16 protein-coding genes are annotated in these 18133 nt (G+C 70.5%); all 16 read left to right on the top strand.

The window, feature by feature from the left end; translation table 11 throughout:
* Positions 1 to 15: 15 nt before the first annotated feature.
* The gene (locus ACH01S_RS12440) at positions 16 to 717 is read left to right on the top strand and encodes a demethylmenaquinone methyltransferase (RefSeq protein WP_067889599.1); all 702 of its coding nucleotides are present in this window, start codon (positions 16 to 18) and stop codon (positions 715 to 717) included.
* Positions 718 to 853: 136 nt separating this feature from the next.
* A complete protein-coding gene (locus ACH01S_RS12435; protein WP_067889597.1) occupies positions 854 to 2110 on the top strand; it encodes a geranylgeranyl reductase family protein in 1257 nt (418 codons plus the stop codon).
* 218 nt (positions 2111 to 2328) lie between these two features.
* Complete coding sequence (locus ACH01S_RS12430; protein ID WP_067889594.1) at positions 2329 to 2688, top strand: NADH-quinone oxidoreductase subunit A; 360 nt, start codon at positions 2329 to 2331, stop codon at positions 2686 to 2688.
* A 1-nt stretch (position 2689) separates the two neighbouring features.
* Positions 2690 to 3235 carry a NuoB/complex I 20 kDa subunit family protein gene (locus ACH01S_RS12425; protein ID WP_067889590.1) on the top strand — a complete coding sequence of 182 codons (546 nt, stop codon included), beginning with the start codon at positions 2690 to 2692 and terminating at the stop codon, positions 3233 to 3235.
* A 1-nt stretch (position 3236) separates the two neighbouring features.
* The gene (locus ACH01S_RS12420) at positions 3237 to 3983 is read left to right on the top strand and encodes an NADH-quinone oxidoreductase subunit C (RefSeq protein ID WP_067889587.1); all 747 of its coding nucleotides are present in this window, start codon (positions 3237 to 3239) and stop codon (positions 3981 to 3983) included.
* Positions 3980 to 5329 carry an NADH-quinone oxidoreductase subunit D gene (locus tag ACH01S_RS12415; protein ID WP_067889584.1) on the top strand — a complete coding sequence of 450 codons (1350 nt, stop codon included), beginning with the start codon at positions 3980 to 3982 and terminating at the stop codon, positions 5327 to 5329. Before ACH01S_RS12420 ends, ACH01S_RS12415 begins: the two co-directional genes overlap by 4 nt.
* The gene (nuoE, locus tag ACH01S_RS12410; protein WP_067889581.1) at positions 5326 to 6105 is read left to right on the top strand and encodes an NADH-quinone oxidoreductase subunit NuoE; all 780 of its coding nucleotides are present in this window, start codon (positions 5326 to 5328) and stop codon (positions 6103 to 6105) included. Before ACH01S_RS12415 ends, nuoE begins: the two co-directional genes overlap by 4 nt.
* Entirely contained in the window at positions 6102 to 7406 is a 1305-nt protein-coding gene (gene nuoF, locus ACH01S_RS12405; protein ID WP_067889578.1) for an NADH-quinone oxidoreductase subunit NuoF, read from the top strand. Before nuoE ends, nuoF begins: the two co-directional genes overlap by 4 nt.
* The gene (locus tag ACH01S_RS12400) at positions 7403 to 9898 is read left to right on the top strand and encodes an NADH-quinone oxidoreductase subunit G (RefSeq protein ID WP_067889575.1); all 2496 of its coding nucleotides are present in this window, start codon (positions 7403 to 7405) and stop codon (positions 9896 to 9898) included. The genes nuoF and ACH01S_RS12400 overlap by 4 nt, the downstream gene beginning before the upstream one ends.
* The gene (nuoH, locus tag ACH01S_RS12395; protein ID WP_067889572.1) at positions 9895 to 11262 is read left to right on the top strand and encodes an NADH-quinone oxidoreductase subunit NuoH; all 1368 of its coding nucleotides are present in this window, start codon (positions 9895 to 9897) and stop codon (positions 11260 to 11262) included. The genes ACH01S_RS12400 and nuoH overlap by 4 nt, the downstream gene beginning before the upstream one ends.
* Positions 11249 to 11860: an NADH-quinone oxidoreductase subunit NuoI gene (gene nuoI / locus ACH01S_RS12390; RefSeq protein WP_067889569.1), complete on the top strand. Its 612-nt coding sequence runs from the start codon at positions 11249 to 11251 to the stop codon at positions 11858 to 11860. The genes nuoH and nuoI overlap by 14 nt, the downstream gene beginning before the upstream one ends.
* On the top strand, positions 11857 to 12750 hold the full coding sequence (locus tag ACH01S_RS12385) for an NADH-quinone oxidoreductase subunit J (protein ID WP_067889567.1): 894 nt from the start codon (positions 11857 to 11859) through the stop codon (positions 12748 to 12750). The genes nuoI and ACH01S_RS12385 overlap by 4 nt, the downstream gene beginning before the upstream one ends.
* Positions 12747 to 13046 carry an NADH-quinone oxidoreductase subunit NuoK gene (nuoK, locus tag ACH01S_RS12380; protein ID WP_067889564.1) on the top strand — a complete coding sequence of 100 codons (300 nt, stop codon included), beginning with the start codon at positions 12747 to 12749 and terminating at the stop codon, positions 13044 to 13046. The genes ACH01S_RS12385 and nuoK overlap by 4 nt, the downstream gene beginning before the upstream one ends.
* 10 nt (positions 13047 to 13056) lie before the next feature.
* A complete protein-coding gene (gene nuoL, locus ACH01S_RS12375; protein WP_067889560.1) occupies positions 13057 to 14973 on the top strand; it encodes an NADH-quinone oxidoreductase subunit L in 1917 nt (638 codons plus the stop codon).
* Positions 14970 to 16550 (top strand): NADH-quinone oxidoreductase subunit M, encoded by a 1581-nt coding sequence (locus tag ACH01S_RS12370; protein WP_067889557.1) that lies wholly within the window; start codon positions 14970 to 14972, stop codon positions 16548 to 16550. The genes nuoL and ACH01S_RS12370 overlap by 4 nt, the downstream gene beginning before the upstream one ends.
* Positions 16547 to 18130 carry an NADH-quinone oxidoreductase subunit NuoN gene (nuoN, locus tag ACH01S_RS12365; protein ID WP_067889554.1) on the top strand — a complete coding sequence of 528 codons (1584 nt, stop codon included), beginning with the start codon at positions 16547 to 16549 and terminating at the stop codon, positions 18128 to 18130. The genes ACH01S_RS12370 and nuoN overlap by 4 nt, the downstream gene beginning before the upstream one ends.
* Positions 18131 to 18133 lie beyond the last annotated feature (3 nt).

Below are 18133 nucleotides of genomic sequence, written 5' to 3'. Positions count from 1 at the left end.
TTCTAGGCTGGTGGCATGAGCCGCGCCTCCCTGGAGAAGAAGCCCGCCGACGTCGCGGCGATGTTCGACGGCACCGCCGAGCGCTACGACCTGCTCAACACGCTGATGACCGGCGGCCGGGACCGGCGCTGGCGGCGCGAGGTCGTGCGGGCGCTGGCGGCGCGGCCGGGCGAGCGGGTCCTCGACCTCGCGGCCGGGACGGGCACGTCCTCGGTCCCGTTCGCCGACGCCGGGGCCGAGACGGTCGCCTGCGACTTCTCGCTAGGCATGCTCCGCGTCGGGACGCGCCGCCAAGCGGGGGTGAAGCGGCTGAGCTTCGTCGCGGGCGACGCGCTGCGCCTCCCGTTCGCCGACGGCTCGTTCGACGCCGTGACGATCTCCTTCGGGCTGCGCAACGTCGCCGACACCGGCCGCGCGCTGCGCGAGCTGCGGCGCGTCGCGAAGCCGGGCGGGCGCCTGCTGATCTGCGAGGTGAGCCACCCGCCGAACCCGCTGCTGGCGTTCGGGCACAGGGCGCACCTGCGGTACGGGCTGCCGCTGCTGGCGCGGGTCAGCTCCAACCCCGACTCCTACCGCTACCTCGCCGACTCGACGCTGGCGTGGCCCGACCAGGCGGCGCTGGCGCGGCTCGTCCAGGACGCGGGCTGGGAGCGGGTCCGGTGGCGCGACCTCACCTTCGGGGTGGCCGCCTTGCACCACGCGGTCAACCCGGGGTAGCCCGGGGGACCGGATTCCAGGACCGATCCATTCGTGGACCCGCCCAGAAGTACGCACCAGTCGTGATAAAGGAATAGACTCCCCACCGGATCCTTGTGAAGTACTTCACAAGCGAACGAGCGCGAAGAGGACCACCGTGACCGACTCCACCCGACACGCGGACGTGATCGTCGTCGGGGCAGGCCCCGCCGGATCGTCGACCGCCTACTGGCTGGCGCAGGCCGGCCTTGACGTGTTCCTGCTGGAGAAGGCCACCTTCCCGCGCGACAAGATCTGCGGCGACGGCCTCACCCCGCGGGCCGTCCGGGCCCTCATCGGCATGGGCGTCGACGTCAACGACCCCGGCTGGGGACGCAACCGCGGCCTCCGCATCTACGGCGGCGGCGTCAAGGTCGAGCTGCCCTGGCCGGAGCTCGCGTCGTTCCCCGACTTCGGGCTCGTCCGCAAGCGCACCGACCTCGACCAGTTCCTCGCCGAGCACGCGGCCAAGGCGGGCGCGCGGCTGCTCCAGGGCTGCGCGGTCACCGGCCCCATCCTGGACGAGCGCACCGACCGCATCGTCGGGGTCACCGCCACGTACGAGGGCGAGGAGCTGGAGTTCCGCGCGCCGCTCGTCGTCGCGGCCGACGGCAACTCGTCCCGGCTGTCGCTCGCGATGGGGGTGCGGCGGCGCGAGGACCGTCCGATGGGCGTCGCCGTCCGCCGCTACTTCGAGACCCCGCGGCACGACGACGACTTCATGGAGGCGTGGCTCGAACTCTGGGACGGCGAGCGCCTCCTGCCCGGCTACGGCTGGGTGTTCGGCGTCGGCGACGGGACGTCCAACGTCGGCCTCGGCCTGCTCAACACGAGCAAGGCCTTCCAGAACGTCGACTACCGGGGCATGCTGAAGCGCTGGTGCGCGCAGATGCCGGAGGACTGGCAGTTCGACGAGGACCACGCCACCTCCAGGATCCGCGGCGCGGCCCTGCCGATGGGCTTCAACCGGCAGCCGCACTACACGCGCGGCATGCTGCTCGTCGGCGACGCGGGCGGCATGATCAACCCGTTCAACGGGGAGGGCATCGACTACGCGCTGGAGTCGGGGCGGCTCGCCGCCGACATCATGGTGCAGGCGCTCGCCCGCCGCACCCCCGCGCAGCGCGAGCGGACGCTGTACGAGTACCCGCGCATCCTCAAGGACGAGCACGGCGGCTACTTCACGCTGGCGCGGCTGTTCGTCCAGGCCATCGGAGACCCGCGCGTCATGAAGTTCCTGACCGCGCACGGGCTGCCCCACCCCACGCTGATGCGGTTCACGCTCAAGCTGCTCGCCAACCTCACCGACCCCAAGGGCGGCGACGCGATGGACCGGGTCATCAACGCGATGCAGAAGGTGGCTCCGGCGGCATGAACGAGCAGCAGAACGAGCGCATGGCGAGCGCGAATCCGCAGGTGAGCGGACTACAGTGCATTACCCGACCCCCTGAGGGGAGCGCATTTTGATCACCTTGGCTAGGGTGGCGGCGGCTCGCGGAGGGCCCAAGCCGTTCCGGGGGGCGCGGGGGGCCGGCCCCCCGCGAAAGGACGTCCCGTACAACGCCGTACGTCGCGAGGAGAGGCTGTAGAGACATGGATCTCTATATTCCGGTCATCGTGCTGGGGGTGCTCGCCTTCGGCTTCGCCGCCTTCTCGGTGGCGATGGCCTCGCTCACCGGGCCGAAGCGGTGGAACCGCGCGCGGCTGGACGCCTACGAGTGCGGCATCGAGCCGACCCCGCAGCCGGTGGGCGGCGGGCGTTTCCCGATCAAGTACTACCTGACGGCGATGCTCTTCATCGTCTTCGACATTGAGATCATCTTCCTCTACCCCTGGGCGGTCGCGTTCGACCGGATGGGGCTCTTCGGCCTTGTCGAGATGGTCCTTTTCATCGTCACCGTGCTCGTCGCGTACGCCTACATCTGGCGGCGCGGCGGTCTGGAGTGGGATTGACATGGGTCTAGAGGAAAAACTCCCGAGCGGATTCTTGCTGACCACCGTCGAGCAGGTCGCGGGGTGGGCGCGCAAGAGCTCGGTGTGGCCGGCGACGTTCGGCCTGGCGTGCTGCGCGATCGAGATGATGGCGACCGGCGACCCCCGGCACGACTTCTCCCGGTGGGGGATGGAGCGCGCCTCGGCGACGCCCCGGCAGGCCGATTTGATGATCGTCGCGGGCCGGGTGAGCCAGAAGATGGCGCCGGTGCTGCGGCAGATCTACGACCAGATGACCGAGCCGAAGTGGGTCATCGCGATGGGCGTGTGCGCGTCGTCCGGCGGGATGTTCAACAACTACGCGATCGTGCAGGGCGTCGACCACATCGTCCCGGTGGACATCTACCTCCCCGGCTGCCCGCCGCGGCCCGAGATGCTGCTGGACGCGATCCTGAAGCTGCACGACAAGATCCAGAACACCAAGCTGGGCCCGCAGCGCGCGAAGCAGATCGAGGAGCTGGAAGAGGCCAAGCGCCGCCAGCTCCCGCTGCTCGGACAGGGGGCGTGAGTTGAGTTCGCAGCACCCTGAGCAGCAGGCCGAGCAGGGCGCCGACAAGCTGCCCGCCCACACCGAGGAGGAGCGGCGCGAGCAGCCGGTCGTCCGCAAGGGCATGTTCGGCGCGAGGACGACCGGCGACACGTCCGGCTACGGCGGGCTCGTCGTCCGGCAGAGCCCGAAGGTGTCGGCGGCCCGCCCCTACGGCGGCCCCGGCGGCGCGGCCGAGCCCGGCGAGTTCGACGAGGTCGCCGACGAGCTCGAACGCGCCTACCCCGACTTCGGGGACGCGATCGAGCGCGTCGTCGTCGACCGCGGCGAGCTGACGTTCTTCGTCAAGCGCGAGCACCTGCGCGAGGTCGCGAAGACGATGCGGGACGAGCCGTCCCTGCGCTTCGAGCTGTGCTCCGGCGTGTCCGGGGTGCACTACCCGCAGGACGAGGGCGCCGAGCTGCACTCCGTCGTCCACCTGCTGTCGATCACGCACAACCGGCGGGTCCGCCTTGAGACGACCTGCCCGGACGCCGACCCGCACCTGCCGTCGCTGGTGCCCGTCTACCCGACGAGCGACTGGCACGAGCGGGAGACCTACGACTTCTTCGGGATCGTCTACGACGGTCACCCCGCCCTGACGCGCATCGAGATGCCGGACGACTGGGTCGGCCATCCGCAGCGCAAGGACTACCCTCTCGGCGGCATCCCCGTCGAGTACCGGGGAGCGGAGATCCCGCCGCCCGACGAGCGGAGGTCGTACACATGAGCAGCACGAAGTACACCGAGTACGACGCCTACGCAGCCGCCGAGGAGGCGGCCGAGGGCAAGGTCTTCGACATCGGCGGGCAGGACTGGGACCAGGTCGTCGCGGGCGCCGAGGACCTCGGCGACGAGCGGCTCGTCGTCAACATGGGGCCGCAGCACCCGTCCACGCACGGCGTGCTCCGCCTGATCCTCACCCTCGACGGCGAGACGGTGAACGAGTGCCGGGTGGGCATCGGCTACCTGCACACCGGCATCGAGAAGAACATGGAGTTCCGCACCTGGACGCAGGGCACCACGTTCTGCACCCGGATGGACTACCTCGCCCCGATCTTCAACGAGACGGCGTACTGCCTGAGCGTGGAGAAGCTGCTCGGCATCACCGACCGGATCCCGGAGCGCGCCCAGATCATCCGCGTGATGATGATGGAGCTGAACCGGATCTCCTCGCACCTGGTCGCGATCGCCACGTTCGGGCTGGAGATCGGCGCGACGACGGTGATGCTGAACGGGTTCATCGAGCGCGAGTACACGCTCGACCTGTTCGAGGAGATCACCGGCCTGCGGATGAACATGGCCTACGTCCGGCCGGGCGGGGTCGCGCAGGACCTGCCGTCCGGCGCCACCAGCAAGATCCGCGACTACCTCGACCGGATGCCGAAGCGGATCCAGGCGCTGCGCAAGCTGATGGACGAGAACCCCGTCTTCAAGGCGCGGACGAAGGACATCGCCTACCTCGACCTCACCGGCTGCATGGCGCTCGGCGTGACCGGGCCCGTGCTGCGCGCCACCGGCCTCCCGTGGGACCTGCGCAAGTCGCAGCCGTACTGCGGCTACGAGACCTACGACTTCGAGGTCGCGACGCAGGACACCAGCGACGTGTACGGCCGCTACCTCGTCCGGATGGACGAGATGGAGGAGTCGCTCAAGATCGTCGAGCAGTGCCTGGACCGGCTGCAGACGGCCAAGGGCCCGGTCATGATCGAGGACAAGAAGATCGGCTGGCCCGCGCAGCTCGCGATCGGCGCGGACGGCATGGGCAACTCGCCCCGGCACATCGCGCACATCATGGGCACGTCCATGGAGGCGCTGATCCACCACTTCAAACTGGTGACCGAGGGCTTCCGGGTCCCGGCGGGGCAGGCGTACGCGCCGATCGAGTCGCCGCGCGGCGAACTCGGCGCGCACGTGGTGAGCGACGGCGGGACGCGCCCCTACCGGGTGCACTTCCGCGAGCCGTCCTTCGTCAACCTGCAGGCCGCGCCGGTGATGTCGGAGGGCGGCATGATCGCCGACGTCATCGCGGCCGTGGCCAGCATCGACCCGGTCATGGGGGGAGTGGACCGTTGAGTTTCGAACCGGAGGTGCGCGAGCGCCTGGAGCGGGACGCCAAGGAGATCATCGGCCGCTACCCGCGGCCGCGGTCGGCGCTGCTGCCGCTGCTGCACCTCGTCCAGTCGGCCGAGGGGCACGTGTCGCAGGACGGCATCGACTTCTGCGCCGAGCAGCTCGGCATCACCCCGGCGCAGGTGACGGGCGTCGCGACGTTCTACACCCAGTACAAGCACGCGCCGGTCGGGGAGTACCACGTCGGCGTCTGCATCAACACGCTGTGCGCGATCATGGGCGGCGACCAGATCTGGGAGGAGCTGTCCGAGCACGCGGGCGTCGGTCACGACGAGGCCACCCCCGACGGCAAGGTCAGCCTTGAGCGGATCGAGTGCAACGCGGCCTGCGACTTCGCGCCGGTGATGATGGTCAACTGGGAGTTCTTCGACAACATGACTCCCGAGAAGGCCAAGCAGCTCGTCGATGACCTGCGCGCCGGCCGCAAGGTGCTGCCGACGCGCGGCCCCGAGCACCTCGCCACGTGGAAAGAGGCGTCGCGAGTGCTCGCCGGGTTCCCCGACGGGCGCGCGAACGAGGGCGTCCAGGCCGGGCCGGAGTCGCTGCGCGGTCTGGAGCTCGCGCGGGAGCGCGGCTGGACGGCGCCCCGCTCCGACGTCGACCGCGAGCGGCCGGACGAGCCGGTCAGGCCCGAGCAGATCGCCGAGCCGCCGCACGAGCCGGGCAAGCCCGTCCCGGGCGAAGCCAAGCCCGGCAGCCAGGAGGGACGGAACAAGTGACCACGCTCACCCCGGTCCTCACCGGCAACTGGGACCAGGCCGACTCGTTCACCCGCGCGGGCTACGAGCGCGGCGGCGGGTACGAGGCGCTGCGCAAGGCGCTGCGGATGGAGCCGGACGAGATCGTCCAGGCGGTCAAGGACTCCGGGCTCCGCGGCCGCGGCGGCGCGGGCTTCCCCACCGGCATGAAGTGGGGCTTCCTGCCGCCGAACAGCCCGAACCCGCGCTACCTCGTCGTCAACGCGGACGAGTCCGAGCCGGGCACGTGCAAGGACATCCCGCTGATGATGGCCAACCCGCACGTCCTCGTCGAGGGCGTCATCATCAGCTCGTACGCGATCAAGTCGAACCTCGCGTTCATCTACGTGCGCGGCGAGGTGCTGCACGTGATCCGCCGGCTGCACCAGGCCGTCGCGGACGCCTACGAGGCCGGCTACCTCGGCAAGGACATCCTCGGCTCCGGCTACGACCTGGACGTGGTCGTGCACAGCGGCGCCGGCGCCTACATCTGCGGCGAGGAGACGGCGCTGCTCGACTCGCTCGAAGGGTTCCGCGGCCAACCCCGGCTCAAGCCCCCCTTCCCGGCCGTCGCGGGCCTGTACGGCGGGCCCACTGTCATCAACAACGTCGAGTCGATCTCCTCGGTTCCCTCGATCGTCGCGAACGGTCCCGACTGGTTCGCCTCGATGGGCACCGAGAAGTCGCAGGGCTTCGGGATCTTCTCGCTGTCCGGGCACGTGACGCGGCCCGGCCAGTACGAGGCGCCGCTCGGCATCACGCTGCGCGAGCTGCTCGACATGGCGGGCGGGATCCGCGCGGGGCACCGGCTGAAGTTCTGGACGCCCGGCGGGTCGTCCACGCCGATCTTCACCGACGAGCACCTGGACGTCCCGCTCGACTTCGAGTCGGTCGGCGCGGCCGGGTCCATGCTCGGCACCCGGGCCCTGCAGATCTTCGACGAGACGACCTGCGTCGTCCGCGCGGTGCTGCGCTGGTCGGAGTTCTACGCGCACGAGTCGTGCGGCAAGTGCACGCCGTGCCGGGAGGGCACCTACTGGTACAAGCTCATGCTGAAGCGGCTGGAGGCCGGGCAGGGCACCGAGGAGGACCTGGAGACCCTGCTCGACATCTCCGACAACATCCTCGGCCGCGCGTTCTGCGCCCTCGGCGACGGCGCGACCAGCCCGGTCGTGTCGTCCATCAAGCTGTTCCGGGACGAGTACCTCCAGCACTTCGAGCAGGGCGGCTGCCCGTTCGACCCGGCGAAGTCCACCCTCTGGGCTAACGGAGGTGCCCGATGAGTACTACTGTGAGTGGCGGTTCGGCGGCCCAGAGTGCTCCCCGCGAACGCGGGGGTGATCCTCCCGTGGAGATGGTGTCCTGCACCATCGACGGCTTCGAGATCGAGGTGCCGAAGGGCACGCTGATCATCCGGGCCGCCGAGCTGCTCGGCATCCAGATCCCCCGGTTCTGCGACCACCCGCTGCTCGACCCGATCGGGGCGTGCCGCCAGTGCCTGGTCGAGATCCCGGACGCCGGCAACGGCCGCGGGATGCCGAAGCCGCAGGCGTCCTGCACCACCACCGTGATGCCGGGCATGGTCGTCAAGACCCAGCTCACCTCGCCGGTGGCCGACAAGGCCCAGCACGGCATCATGGAGTTCCTGCTCATCAACCACCCGCTGGACTGCCCGATCTGCGACAAGGGCGGCGAGTGCCCGCTGCAGAACCAGGCGATGTCCAACGGCCGCGGCGAGACGCGGTTCGTGGAGACCAAGCGGACGTTCCCGAAGCCGATCCCGCTGTCCAGCCAGGTGCTGCTCGACCGCGAGCGCTGCATCCAGTGCGCCCGCTGCACCCGGTTCTCCGACCAGATCGCGGGCGACGCGTTCATCGACCTGTTCGAGCGCGGCGCGAAGGAGCAGGTCGGCGCGGCGGACGGGCAGCCGTTCCAGTCCTACTTCTCCGGCAACACCGTGCAGATCTGCCCGGTCGGCGCGCTGACCGGCGCGGCCTACCGGTTCCGGTCGCGGCCGTTCGACCTCGTGTCGACGCCGAGCGTGTGCGAGCACTGCGCGTCCGGCTGCGCGATGCGGACCGACCACCGGCGCGGCAAGGTGACGCGGCGGCTGGCCGGGGACGACCCGCAGGTCAACGAGGAGTGGAACTGCGACAAGGGCCGCTGGGCGTTCACCTACGCGACCCAGCCGGACCGGCTGACGCACCCGCTCGTCCGCAACGAGGACGGCGTGCTGGAGCCCGCGTCCTGGCCGGAGGCGCTGACGATCGCGGCCGAGGGCCTCGCGCGGGCGCGCGGGTCGGCGGGCGTGCTGACCGGCGGGCGCCTCACCCTCGAAGACGCCTACGCCTACGCCAAGTTCGCGCGGATCGCGCTCGGCACGAACGACATCGACTTCCGGGCCCGCCCGCTGTCGGACGAGGAGACGCGGTTCCTCGCCGCGGCCGTCGCCGGACGCTCCATCGAGGTCTCCTACAGCGACCTTGAGAAGGCGCCCGCCGTCCTCCTCGCCGGGTTCGAGCCGGAGGAGGAGTCGCCGATCGTGTTCCTGCGGCTCCGCAAGGCGTTCCGCAAGAACCGGCTGAAGGTGCTCGCGGCGGCGCCGTTCGCGACGCGCGGGCTCGCGAAGGTCGGCGGCACGCTGCTGCCGACCGCGCCCGGCGCGGAGGCCGACACGCTCGCCTCGATCATCGGGGACGCGGAGCACGCCGACGTGCGCGCCCTGCTGGAGTCCCCCGGCGCGGTGATCCTCGTCGGGGAGCGGCTCGCGACCAGCCCCGGCGCGCTGACCTCGGCGCTCCGGCTGGCGCGGGTGACCGGCGCGAAGCTCGCGTGGGTGCCGCGCCGGGCCGGGGAACGCGGCGCGGTGGAGGCCGGGGCGCTGCCCGGGCTGCTGCCGATCGGCCGTCCGGTGGCCGACCCGGAGGCGCGCGCCGAGGTGGCCCGCGCCTGGGGCGTCGCCGAACTGCCCGCCGCGCCGGGCGAGGACGCGGACGGCATCATCGCCGCCGCCGCGGCCGGGCGGCGCGGCGCGCTGCTCGTCGGCGGCGTCGACCCCTACGACCTCGCCGACCCCGACGCGATGCTGCGCGCCCTGGACGCCACCCCGTTCGTGGTGAGCCTGGAGCAGCGGCCGAGCGCGGTCACCGACCGCGCCGACGTCGTGTTCCCGGTCGCGGCGGTCGCGGAGAAGTCCGGGACGTTCGTCGACTGGGAGGGACGCGGCCGCCAGTTCGACATCGTGCTGAAGTCCGCCGGGAAGATGTCCGACCTGCGGGTGCTGGACGCGCTCGCCGACGAGCTGGACGTCCACCTCGGCCTGCCCGGCCCGGACGCCGCGCGCGGCGAGCTGACCAAGCTGGGCGGCTACCGGGGCGAGCGCCCGGCCGCGCCGGACGTCGCGCAGCAGCTCCCGCCGCGCGTCGAGCGGGGCGAGGCGCTGCTGTCCACCTGGCGGCTCCTGCTCGACAAGGGCCGCATGCAGGACGGCGAGCCGTTCCTCGCGGGCACCGCGAAGGGCGCGCTCGTCCGGCTGTCGCCCGCGACGGCCGCGGAGATCGGCGCGACCGACGCGGTGACGGTGACCGGCCCGCGCGGCGCGGTCACGCTCCCGCTGCTCGTCACCGCCGACCTGCCCGACCGGGTGGTGTGGCTGCCGGCGAACTCGGCGGGCTGCGCCGTCCACCGGGACCTCGGCGCGGCGGCCGGAAGCGTCGTGAAGGTCGCGAGCGGGACGCTCGCGACCGCCACCGAGAACGCTGGAGGCACGGAATGAGCGCGCTCGCCGCACCTGGCGCCGTCGTCCACGCGGCTCCCGCCGAGGGCGGGCAGCTCGCGGGCTTCGGCGAGGACCCGTGGTGGCTGATCGGCGGCAAGGTCGTCGTCGTCTTCGCGTTCCTCGTCGTGACCGTGCTGCTCACGATGTGGATCGAGCGGCGCGTCATCGGCCGGATGCAGCTGCGCGTCGGCCCGAACCGCGCCGGGCCCTTCGGCCTGCTGCAGGGCCTCGCCGACGGCGTGAAGCTGGCGCTCAAGGAGGACATCGTCCCCCGGCACGTCGACAAGGTCGTGTTCATCCTCGCGCCGATCATGTCGGCGGTGCCCGCGTTCATCTCGTTCGCGATCATCCCGTTCGGGCCCGAGGTGTCGATCTTCGGGCACACGACGGCGCTCCAGCTCACCGACCTCCCGGTGGCGGTGCTGCTCGTCCTCGCGATGTCGTCCATGGGCATCTACGGGGTCGTGCTCGCGGGCTGGTCGTCGATGTCGCCGTACTCCCTGCTCGGCGGGCTCCGCTCGTCCGCGCAGATGATCTCCTACGAGATCGCGATGGGCCTGTCGTTCGTCGCGGTGTTCATGTTCGCGGGCTCGATGTCCACCTCGGAGATCGTCGCGGCGCAGCACAAGACGTGGTTCGTCATCCTGCTCGCGCCGTCCTTCGTCGTGTACGTGATCACGATGATGGGCGAGTCGAACCGCATCCCGTTCGACCTGCCCGAGGGCGAGGGCGAGCTCGTCGGCGGCTTCCACACCGAGTACTCGTCGCTGAAGTTCGCGATGTTCTTCCTCGCCGAGTACATCAACCTGACGACGCTGTCGGCGCTCGCGACGACGCTGTTCCTCGGCGGCTGGCGCGCCCCCTTCCCGATCTCCACGGTGTGGGCGGGCGCGAACTCCGGCTGGTGGCCCGTCCTGTGGTTCCTGGCCAAGGTGTTCCTGTTCATCTTCTTCTTCATCTGGCTGCGGGGCACGCTCCCGCGCGTCCGGTACGACCAGCTCATGAAGCTCGGCTGGAAGGTGCTGATGCCCTTCTCGCTCGGCTGGATCCTGCTCGTGTCGACGATCCGGGCGCTGAAGAACGACGGCCACGACATGCGGACGATCGTCATCGGCACCGCGGTGGCCGCCGCGGTGGTGCTGGTCGCCACGGTGGTCTGGGAGCTGATGCGCGGCGGCGAGGACGGCAAGGAGATCGTCCCCGGCGCGGCGGCGGAGCGCGGCGGCGGTCCGGCCGCGGCCGCCGGCGGGTTCCCGGTGCCGCCCCTGGACGCGCCGCACTACCACGGGCGGGCCCGCGAGCCGGGCGGGGCGTCCACGATCGAAACCCCTCCTGAGGAGGTCACCAGTGGGACTCACTGATTTCCTGAACCCGGTAAAGGGGTTCGGGGTCTCGTTCCACCAGATGTTCATGAAGAGCGAGACCGTTCAGTACCCCGAGGTGAAGAAGCCGACCGCCCCGCGCTTCCACGGGCGGCACCAGCTCAACCGCTGGCCGGACGGCCTGGAGAAGTGCGTCGGGTGCGAGCTGTGCGCCTGGGCCTGTCCGGCCGACGCGATCTTCGTCGAGGGCGCCGACAACACGGCGGACGAGCGGTACTCGCCCGGCGAGCGGTACGGCCGCACCTACCAGATCAACTATCTGCGGTGCATCCTCTGCGGGCTGTGCATCGAGGCGTGCCCGACGCGGGCGCTCACGATGACGAACGAGTACGAGCTCGCCGACGACAGCCGCGAGAGCCTCATCTACACCAAGGAGATGCTGCTCGCGCCGCTGCGGGAGGGCATGGAGGCGCCGCCGCACGAGATGCGGCTCGGCGACACCGAGGAGGACTACTACCGCCTCGGCCTCCAGGACGAGCCCGCCGCCCCCACCATCCCGAGCGAAGACGGCGGACGCGCGAGCGCCGACCAGGCCGCCAAGCGGGAGAAGAAGCGCAAGGGCGGTGACGGGAAATGACGCACCTCCTCGCCGCGGAGGTCGCGGACAAGCAGGCGGGCGAGCCGTTCTTCTTCTGGCTGCTCGCCGCGGTCTCGGTCTGCGCCGCGCTCGGCATGATCCTGGTGCGCAAGGCGGTGCACTCGGCGCTGCTGCTCGCGACCGTGATGCTCTCGCTCGCCGCGCTGTACGCGATCCAGAACGCGCCGTTCCTGGCGTTCGTCCAGGTGATCGTCTACACCGGCGCCGTGCTGATGCTGTTCCTGTTCGTGCTGATGCTCGTCGGCGTCAGCTCGACGGACTCGCTGGTCGAGACGATCCGCGGCCAGCGGTTCTGGGCGGTGATCGCCGCGATCGGGTTCGTCGTCCTGCTGACGGTCGGGCTCGGCAACGCCGCGCTCGGGAGCTCGAAGGGCCTCGACCAGGCCAACGCGGAGGGCAACGTCGTCGGCCTGGCCCGGCTGCTGTTCTCCAAGTACGTGTTCGCGTTCGAGGCGACGAGCGCGCTGCTGATCACGGCGGCGCTGGGCGCGATGGTGCTGGCGCACCGGGAGCGCACCGAGCCGAAGGCGACGCAGAAGGACATGTCGAAGGCGCGCTTCCTGTCCGGCGACCACCCGGGCCCGCTGCCGGGCCCCGGCACCTACGCCCGGCACAACGCCGTCGACATGCCGGCGCTGCTGCCCGACGGGACGCCGTCCGAACTGTCGGTCAACCCGGTCATCGCGGCCCGGACCGACACCGCGGAGCGGCACGTCGACCTGTTCGGCGGCACCGAGGAAGAGGCCGTCGAGCGGGACGTGCGCGCGGTCCAGGCCGCGACCGAGGAGGCCGCGGACGCGGACGCCGAGTCCCGCTCCGTGAAGTCCGGCTCACCGGCCTCCGGACGTGAAGGGGAGGCGGGCCAATGAGCCCCGGGCACTACCTGGCGCTCTCGGCGATCCTGTTCACCATCGGAGCGTTCGGCGTCCTCGTGCGGCGCAACGCGATCGTGGTGTTCATGTGCGTCGAGCTCATGCTGAACGCGACGAACCTTGCGTTCGTGTCGTTCTCCCGCATGCACGGCAACCTGGACGGCCAGATCATCGCGTTCTTCGTGATGGTGGTGGCCGCGGCGGAGGTCGTGGTCGGCCTGGCGATCATCATGACCGTCTTCCGGACCCGCAGGTCCTCGTCGGTGGACGACGTGAACCTGCTGAAGTACTGAGAGGCTCGGGATGAAAGCGGAAGGCATCCAGGCCGCGTCCTGGCTCCTCATCGCGCTGCCGCTCGCCGGCGCCGCGATCCTCCTGCTCGGGGGGAGACGCACCGACAAGTGGGGGCACCTGCTCGGCGTCGCCATGTCGGTCGCGTCCTTCGCGGTGGGCGCGGCGATGTTCGTCCAGATGCTCGGCTACGACGCCGCCGACCGGCGCCGCACCGTGCACCTGTGGGACTTCATCGACGTCGGCTCCTTCAAGGTCGGCATGGACCTGCTGGTCGACCCGCTGTCGATCAGCTTCGTCCTGCTGATCACCGGGGTCGGGTCGCTGATCCACATCTACTCGATCGGCTACATGGCCGAGGACCCCGAGCGCCGCAAGTTCTTCGCCTACCTGAACCTGTTCGTCGCGGCGATGCTGCTGCTGGTGCTCGGCGACAACTACCTGGTCATGTTCCTCGGCTGGGAGGGCGTCGGCCTCGCCTCGTACCTGCTGATCGGGTTCTGGCAGTACAAGCCCACGGCGGCGACCGCGGCGAAGAAGGCGTTCGTCGTCAACCGCGTCGGCGACATGGGGCTGATCATCGCGATCGCGCTGATGTTCGCCACGTTCGGGACGGTCGGCTTCGGCCCGATCCTCGGCACCGGCGCCGAGCACGTGGGGCTCGCCTCCAAGCTCGGCACCGGCACCGCGACGGCGATCGGGCTGCTGCTCCTGCTCGGCGCGTGCGGCAAGTCGGCGCAGCTCCCGCTCCAGTCCTGGCTGCTGGACGCGATGGAGGGCCCGACCCCGGTGTCGGCGCTGATCCACGCGGCGACGATGGTGACCGCGGGCGTGTACCTGATCGTCCGGTCCGGGCCGATCTTCGAGATGTCCGACACCGCGCAGCTCGTGGTGACGATCGTCGGCGCGGCCACGCTGCTCGCCGGTGCGATCATCGGGTGCGGCAAGGACGACATCAAGAAGGCCCTCGCCGGGTCGACGATGTCGCAGATCGGCTACATGCACCTCGCCGCGGGCCTCGGCAAGCCCGGCTACGTCTTCGCCATAGCGCACCTCATCGCGCACGGCTTCTTCAAGGCGGGCCTGTTCCTCGGCGCCGGATCGGTCATGCACGGCATGAAGGACGACGTGAACATGCGCCACTACGGCGCGCTCCGCGCCGTCATGGTGACCACCTACGTCACGTTCGGGCTCGGGTATCTCGCCATCATCGGCTGCCCGCCGTTCTCCGGCTTCTTCACGAAGGACGGCATCATCGAGGCCGCCTACGAGAAGGGCGGGACGTCCGGCGCGATCCTCGGCTCGTGCGCGCTGATCGGCGCGGGCATCACCGCGTACTACATGTCGCGCGTGATGTTCATGACGTTCTTCGGTGAGAAGCGCTGGGAGGACGACGTCCACCCGCACGAGTCCCCGGCCGTCATGACCTGGCCGCTGATGCTGCTCGCGGTCGGGTCCGTGGGCGCGGGCGGTTTCCTGATCCTCGGCGGCTTCTCCGACTTCCTGGAGCCGGTCGTCGGGGCGCCCGAGCACGAGGCCGGGTTCAAGTGGCTCACCGCTCCGGGCATCGCGACCTTCGTGCTGATGCTCGTCGGCGCGGCGATCGCGTGGCGGCAGTACGGCAGCCGGAAGGTGCCGCGCGAGGCGCCGAAGGGCTCGTTCGTCACCGTCGCGGCCCGCAAGGACCTGTACGGCGACGCGATCAACGAGTCGCTGCTGATGCGTCCCGGCCAGTGGCTGACCCGGCTCGCGGTCTGGTTCGACGGCCGCGGCGTCGACGGCGCCGTGAACGGCACGGCCGCCGGGATCGGCGGGACGTCCGGCCGGTTCCGCCGCGTCCAGACCGGCTTCGCCCGTTCCTACGCACTCTCCATGTTCTGCGGCGCCGCGCTCGTGGTCGCCGCCCTGCTGGCGGTGAATGTCTCGTGAACGACTTTCCCTGGCTGAGCGTCCTCATCGCGCTGCCCCTCGTGGGCGCGGTGCTGCTCAGCGTCATACCGCGGGAGCGGGAGGCGCTGGTCAAGCAGTTCGCGATCGGCGTCTCGCTCGTCGTCGCGGTCCTCGCCGGCGTGATGGCGGCCGGTTTCGACGCGGGCGGCGACCGCTTCCAGTACACCGAGAAGTACTGGTGGATCAAGGAGTTCGGGGTCCACTGGGCGGTCGGCGTCGACGGCGTCGCGCTGGTGCTGATCCTGCTGTCGGTGATCCTCGTCCCGCTGGTGATGCTCGCGTCCTGGACGGAGGCCGACCGCTCCGGCGGCGTCGACGTCCCGGCGAAGCGGTCGGTGAAGACGTACTTCGCGCTGCTGCTGTCGCTCGAAGCGGCCATGATCGGCGTCTTCGCGGCGACCGACGTGTTCCTGTTCTACGTCTTCTTCGAGGCGATGCTCATCCCGGTGTACTTCATCATCGGGTACTACGGCGGCGCGCAGCGCTCCTACGCCGCGGTGAAGTTCCTGCTGTACTCGCTGTTCGGCGGGCTGCTCATGCTGGTCGCGGTCATCTGGCTGTACCCGCTGTCGAGCAAGCCGGTGTCGGAGGGCGGCCTCGGCCGCGGCACGTTCATGTTCGACGAGCTCGCGAAGATGAACATCGACCCGACCACCGCCAAGTGGCTGTTCCTCGGGTTCTTCGTCGCGTTCGCGATCAAGGCGCCGATGGTGCCGGTGCACACCTGGCTCCCGGACGCGGCGCAGCAGTCCCCGCCCGGCGCGCTGGTGCTGATCGTCGGCGTCCTCGACAAGGTCGGCACGTACGGGATGCTGCGGTTCTGCCTGGAGCTGTTCCCGGGCGCGTCCAAGTGGGCGACGCCCGTGGTGCTCGGGTTCGCGGTGCTCAGCATCATCTACGGCGCGATCCTCGCGATCGGGCAGGTCGACCTGAAGCGGCTCATCGCCTACACGTCGGTGTCGCACTTCGGGTTCATCGTGCTCGGCATCTTCGCGATGACGTCGCAGGGGCAGTCCGGCGCGACGCTCTACATGGTCAACCACGGGTTCTCCACCGGCGCGCTGTTCCTGGTCATCGGGTTCATGATCGTCCGGCGCCGGTCGGCGAAGATCTCCGACTACGGCGGGGTGCAGAAGGTCGCGCCCATCCTCGCCGGGACGTTCCTCGTCGCGGGCCTGTCCGGGCTGTCGCTGCCCGGCCTGTCCACGTTCGTCTCGGAGTTCCTCGTCATCGTCGGCACGTTCTCCCGCTACAAGTGGGCGGGCGCGCTCGCGGTCACCGGCGTCGTCCTCGCCGCGATCTACATCCTGTGGATGTACCAGCGGACGATGGGCGGCCCGAAGGTCCCCGCCGTCGAGGGCATGAAGGACCTGACCGCCCGGGAGAAGTGGGCCGTCGCCCCGATCATCGCGATCATCGTCGCGATGGGCTTCTTCCCGCAGCCGGTGCTGCACGTGATCAACCCGTCGGTGAAGGAGACGCTGGCCCGGGTCGACAAGCAGGACCCGAGGCCGGACATCACCGGTAACGTCGCCGAGAACGGAGCCCGTCCATGAACACCGGCACGCAGGTGAGCGCGGTCCTCGCGCAGGGGGGTGACATCCCCGCGCCGCACATCGAGTACGGGCAGCTCGCCCCCATGCTGCTGGTCTTCGGCGCCGCCATCCTCGGCGTGCTCGTCGAGGCGTTCGTCGGCCGGACCGCGCGGTACTGGGCGCAGGTGCCGATCGCCTTCCTCGCCCTCGCCGGGGCCTTCGCCTGGACGATCGTCCTCGCGTGGCGCGACGACCCGCACGAGGTCGCGGCGGAGGGCGCGCTCGGCGTGGACGGCCCGACCCTGTTCCTGCAGGGCACCATCCTCGTCCTCGCGCTGGTCAGCCTGCTGCTGATCGCCGAGCGCGGCGGCCGGGCCGGCGGGCACTTCGCCGCGCAGGCGTCCGCGCTGCCGGGCAGCGAGGCCGAGCAGCGCACCGCGCAGGCCGGGATCACCCAGACCGAGGTGTTCCCGCTGATGATGTTCGCCGTCGGCGGCATGATGATGTTCCCGGCCGCGAACGACCTGCTGACGATGTTCGTCGCGCTCGAAGTGCTGTCGCTGCCGCTGTACCTGCTGTGCGGGCTCGCCCGCAGGCGGCGGCTCCTCTCCCAGGAGGCGGCGGTCAAGTACTTCCTGCTCGGCGCGTTCTCGTCGGCGTTCTTCCTGTACGGGACGGCGCTGCTCTACGGCTACGCCGGGTCGGTGCGGCTGTCCGACATCTCCGCGCAGATCAGCAAGGACGCGGGCAGCGAGACGCTGCTGCTCGCGGGCGCCGCGCTGCTGTCGGTCGGGCTGCTGTTCAAGCTCGGCGGCGTCCCGTTCCACATGTGGAAGCCGGACGTCTACCAGGGCGCCCCCACCCCGATCACGGCGCTGATGGCGTCCTGCACGGTGGTGTCGGCGTTCGGCGCGATCCTGCGCGTCTACTACGTCGTGTTCGAGACGCTGGAGTGGGACTGGCGCCCCTTCATGTGGGGTGTGGCGATTCTCACGATGGCGATCGGGTCGATCATCGCGATCACCCAGACCGACATCAAGCGGATGCTGGCCTACTCGTCCATCGCGCACGCGGGCTTCCTGCTCATGGGCGTGATCGCGGCGTCCCCGCACGGCCTGTCCAGCACGCTGTTCTACCTGCTCGCCTACGGCTTCACCTCGGTCGGCGCGTTCGCCGTCGTCACGATGGTGCGGGACGCGGGCGGCGAGGCGGGGCACCTGTCCCGCTGGGCGGGGCTCGGCAAGCGGTCCCCGGTCGTCGCGGGCGTGTTCGCGTTCTTTCTGCTGGCGTTCGCGGGCATCCCGCTGACGAGCGGCTTCACCGGGAAGTTCGCGGTGTTCAAGGCGGCCGTCGAGTCCGGCGCCACGCCGCTGGTGATCGTCGCGGTCGTGTCGTCGGCGGTGGCCGCGTTCTTCTACGTGCGCGTGATCGTGGTCATGTTCTTCAGCGAGCCGGACGCGGACGGGCCGGTCGTCGTGGCGGGCCCGGCGACCGCGGTCGCCGTCGCGCTCGGCGTGACGGCTACTGTGGTACTCGGCGTGCTCCCACAGCCCGTTCTGGACCTTGCGGGACAAGCCACGACCCACATGTTCGTCCGGTAGGGA

The sequence above is a fragment of the Actinomadura chibensis NBRC 106107 genome (assembly GCF_001552135.1).
GTDB classification, from domain to species: domain Bacteria; phylum Actinomycetota; class Actinomycetes; order Streptosporangiales; family Streptosporangiaceae; genus Spirillospora; species Spirillospora chibensis.
Note: the sequence above shows the minus strand (reverse complement) of the source record. Positions and strands in the feature narration are given on the sequence as shown.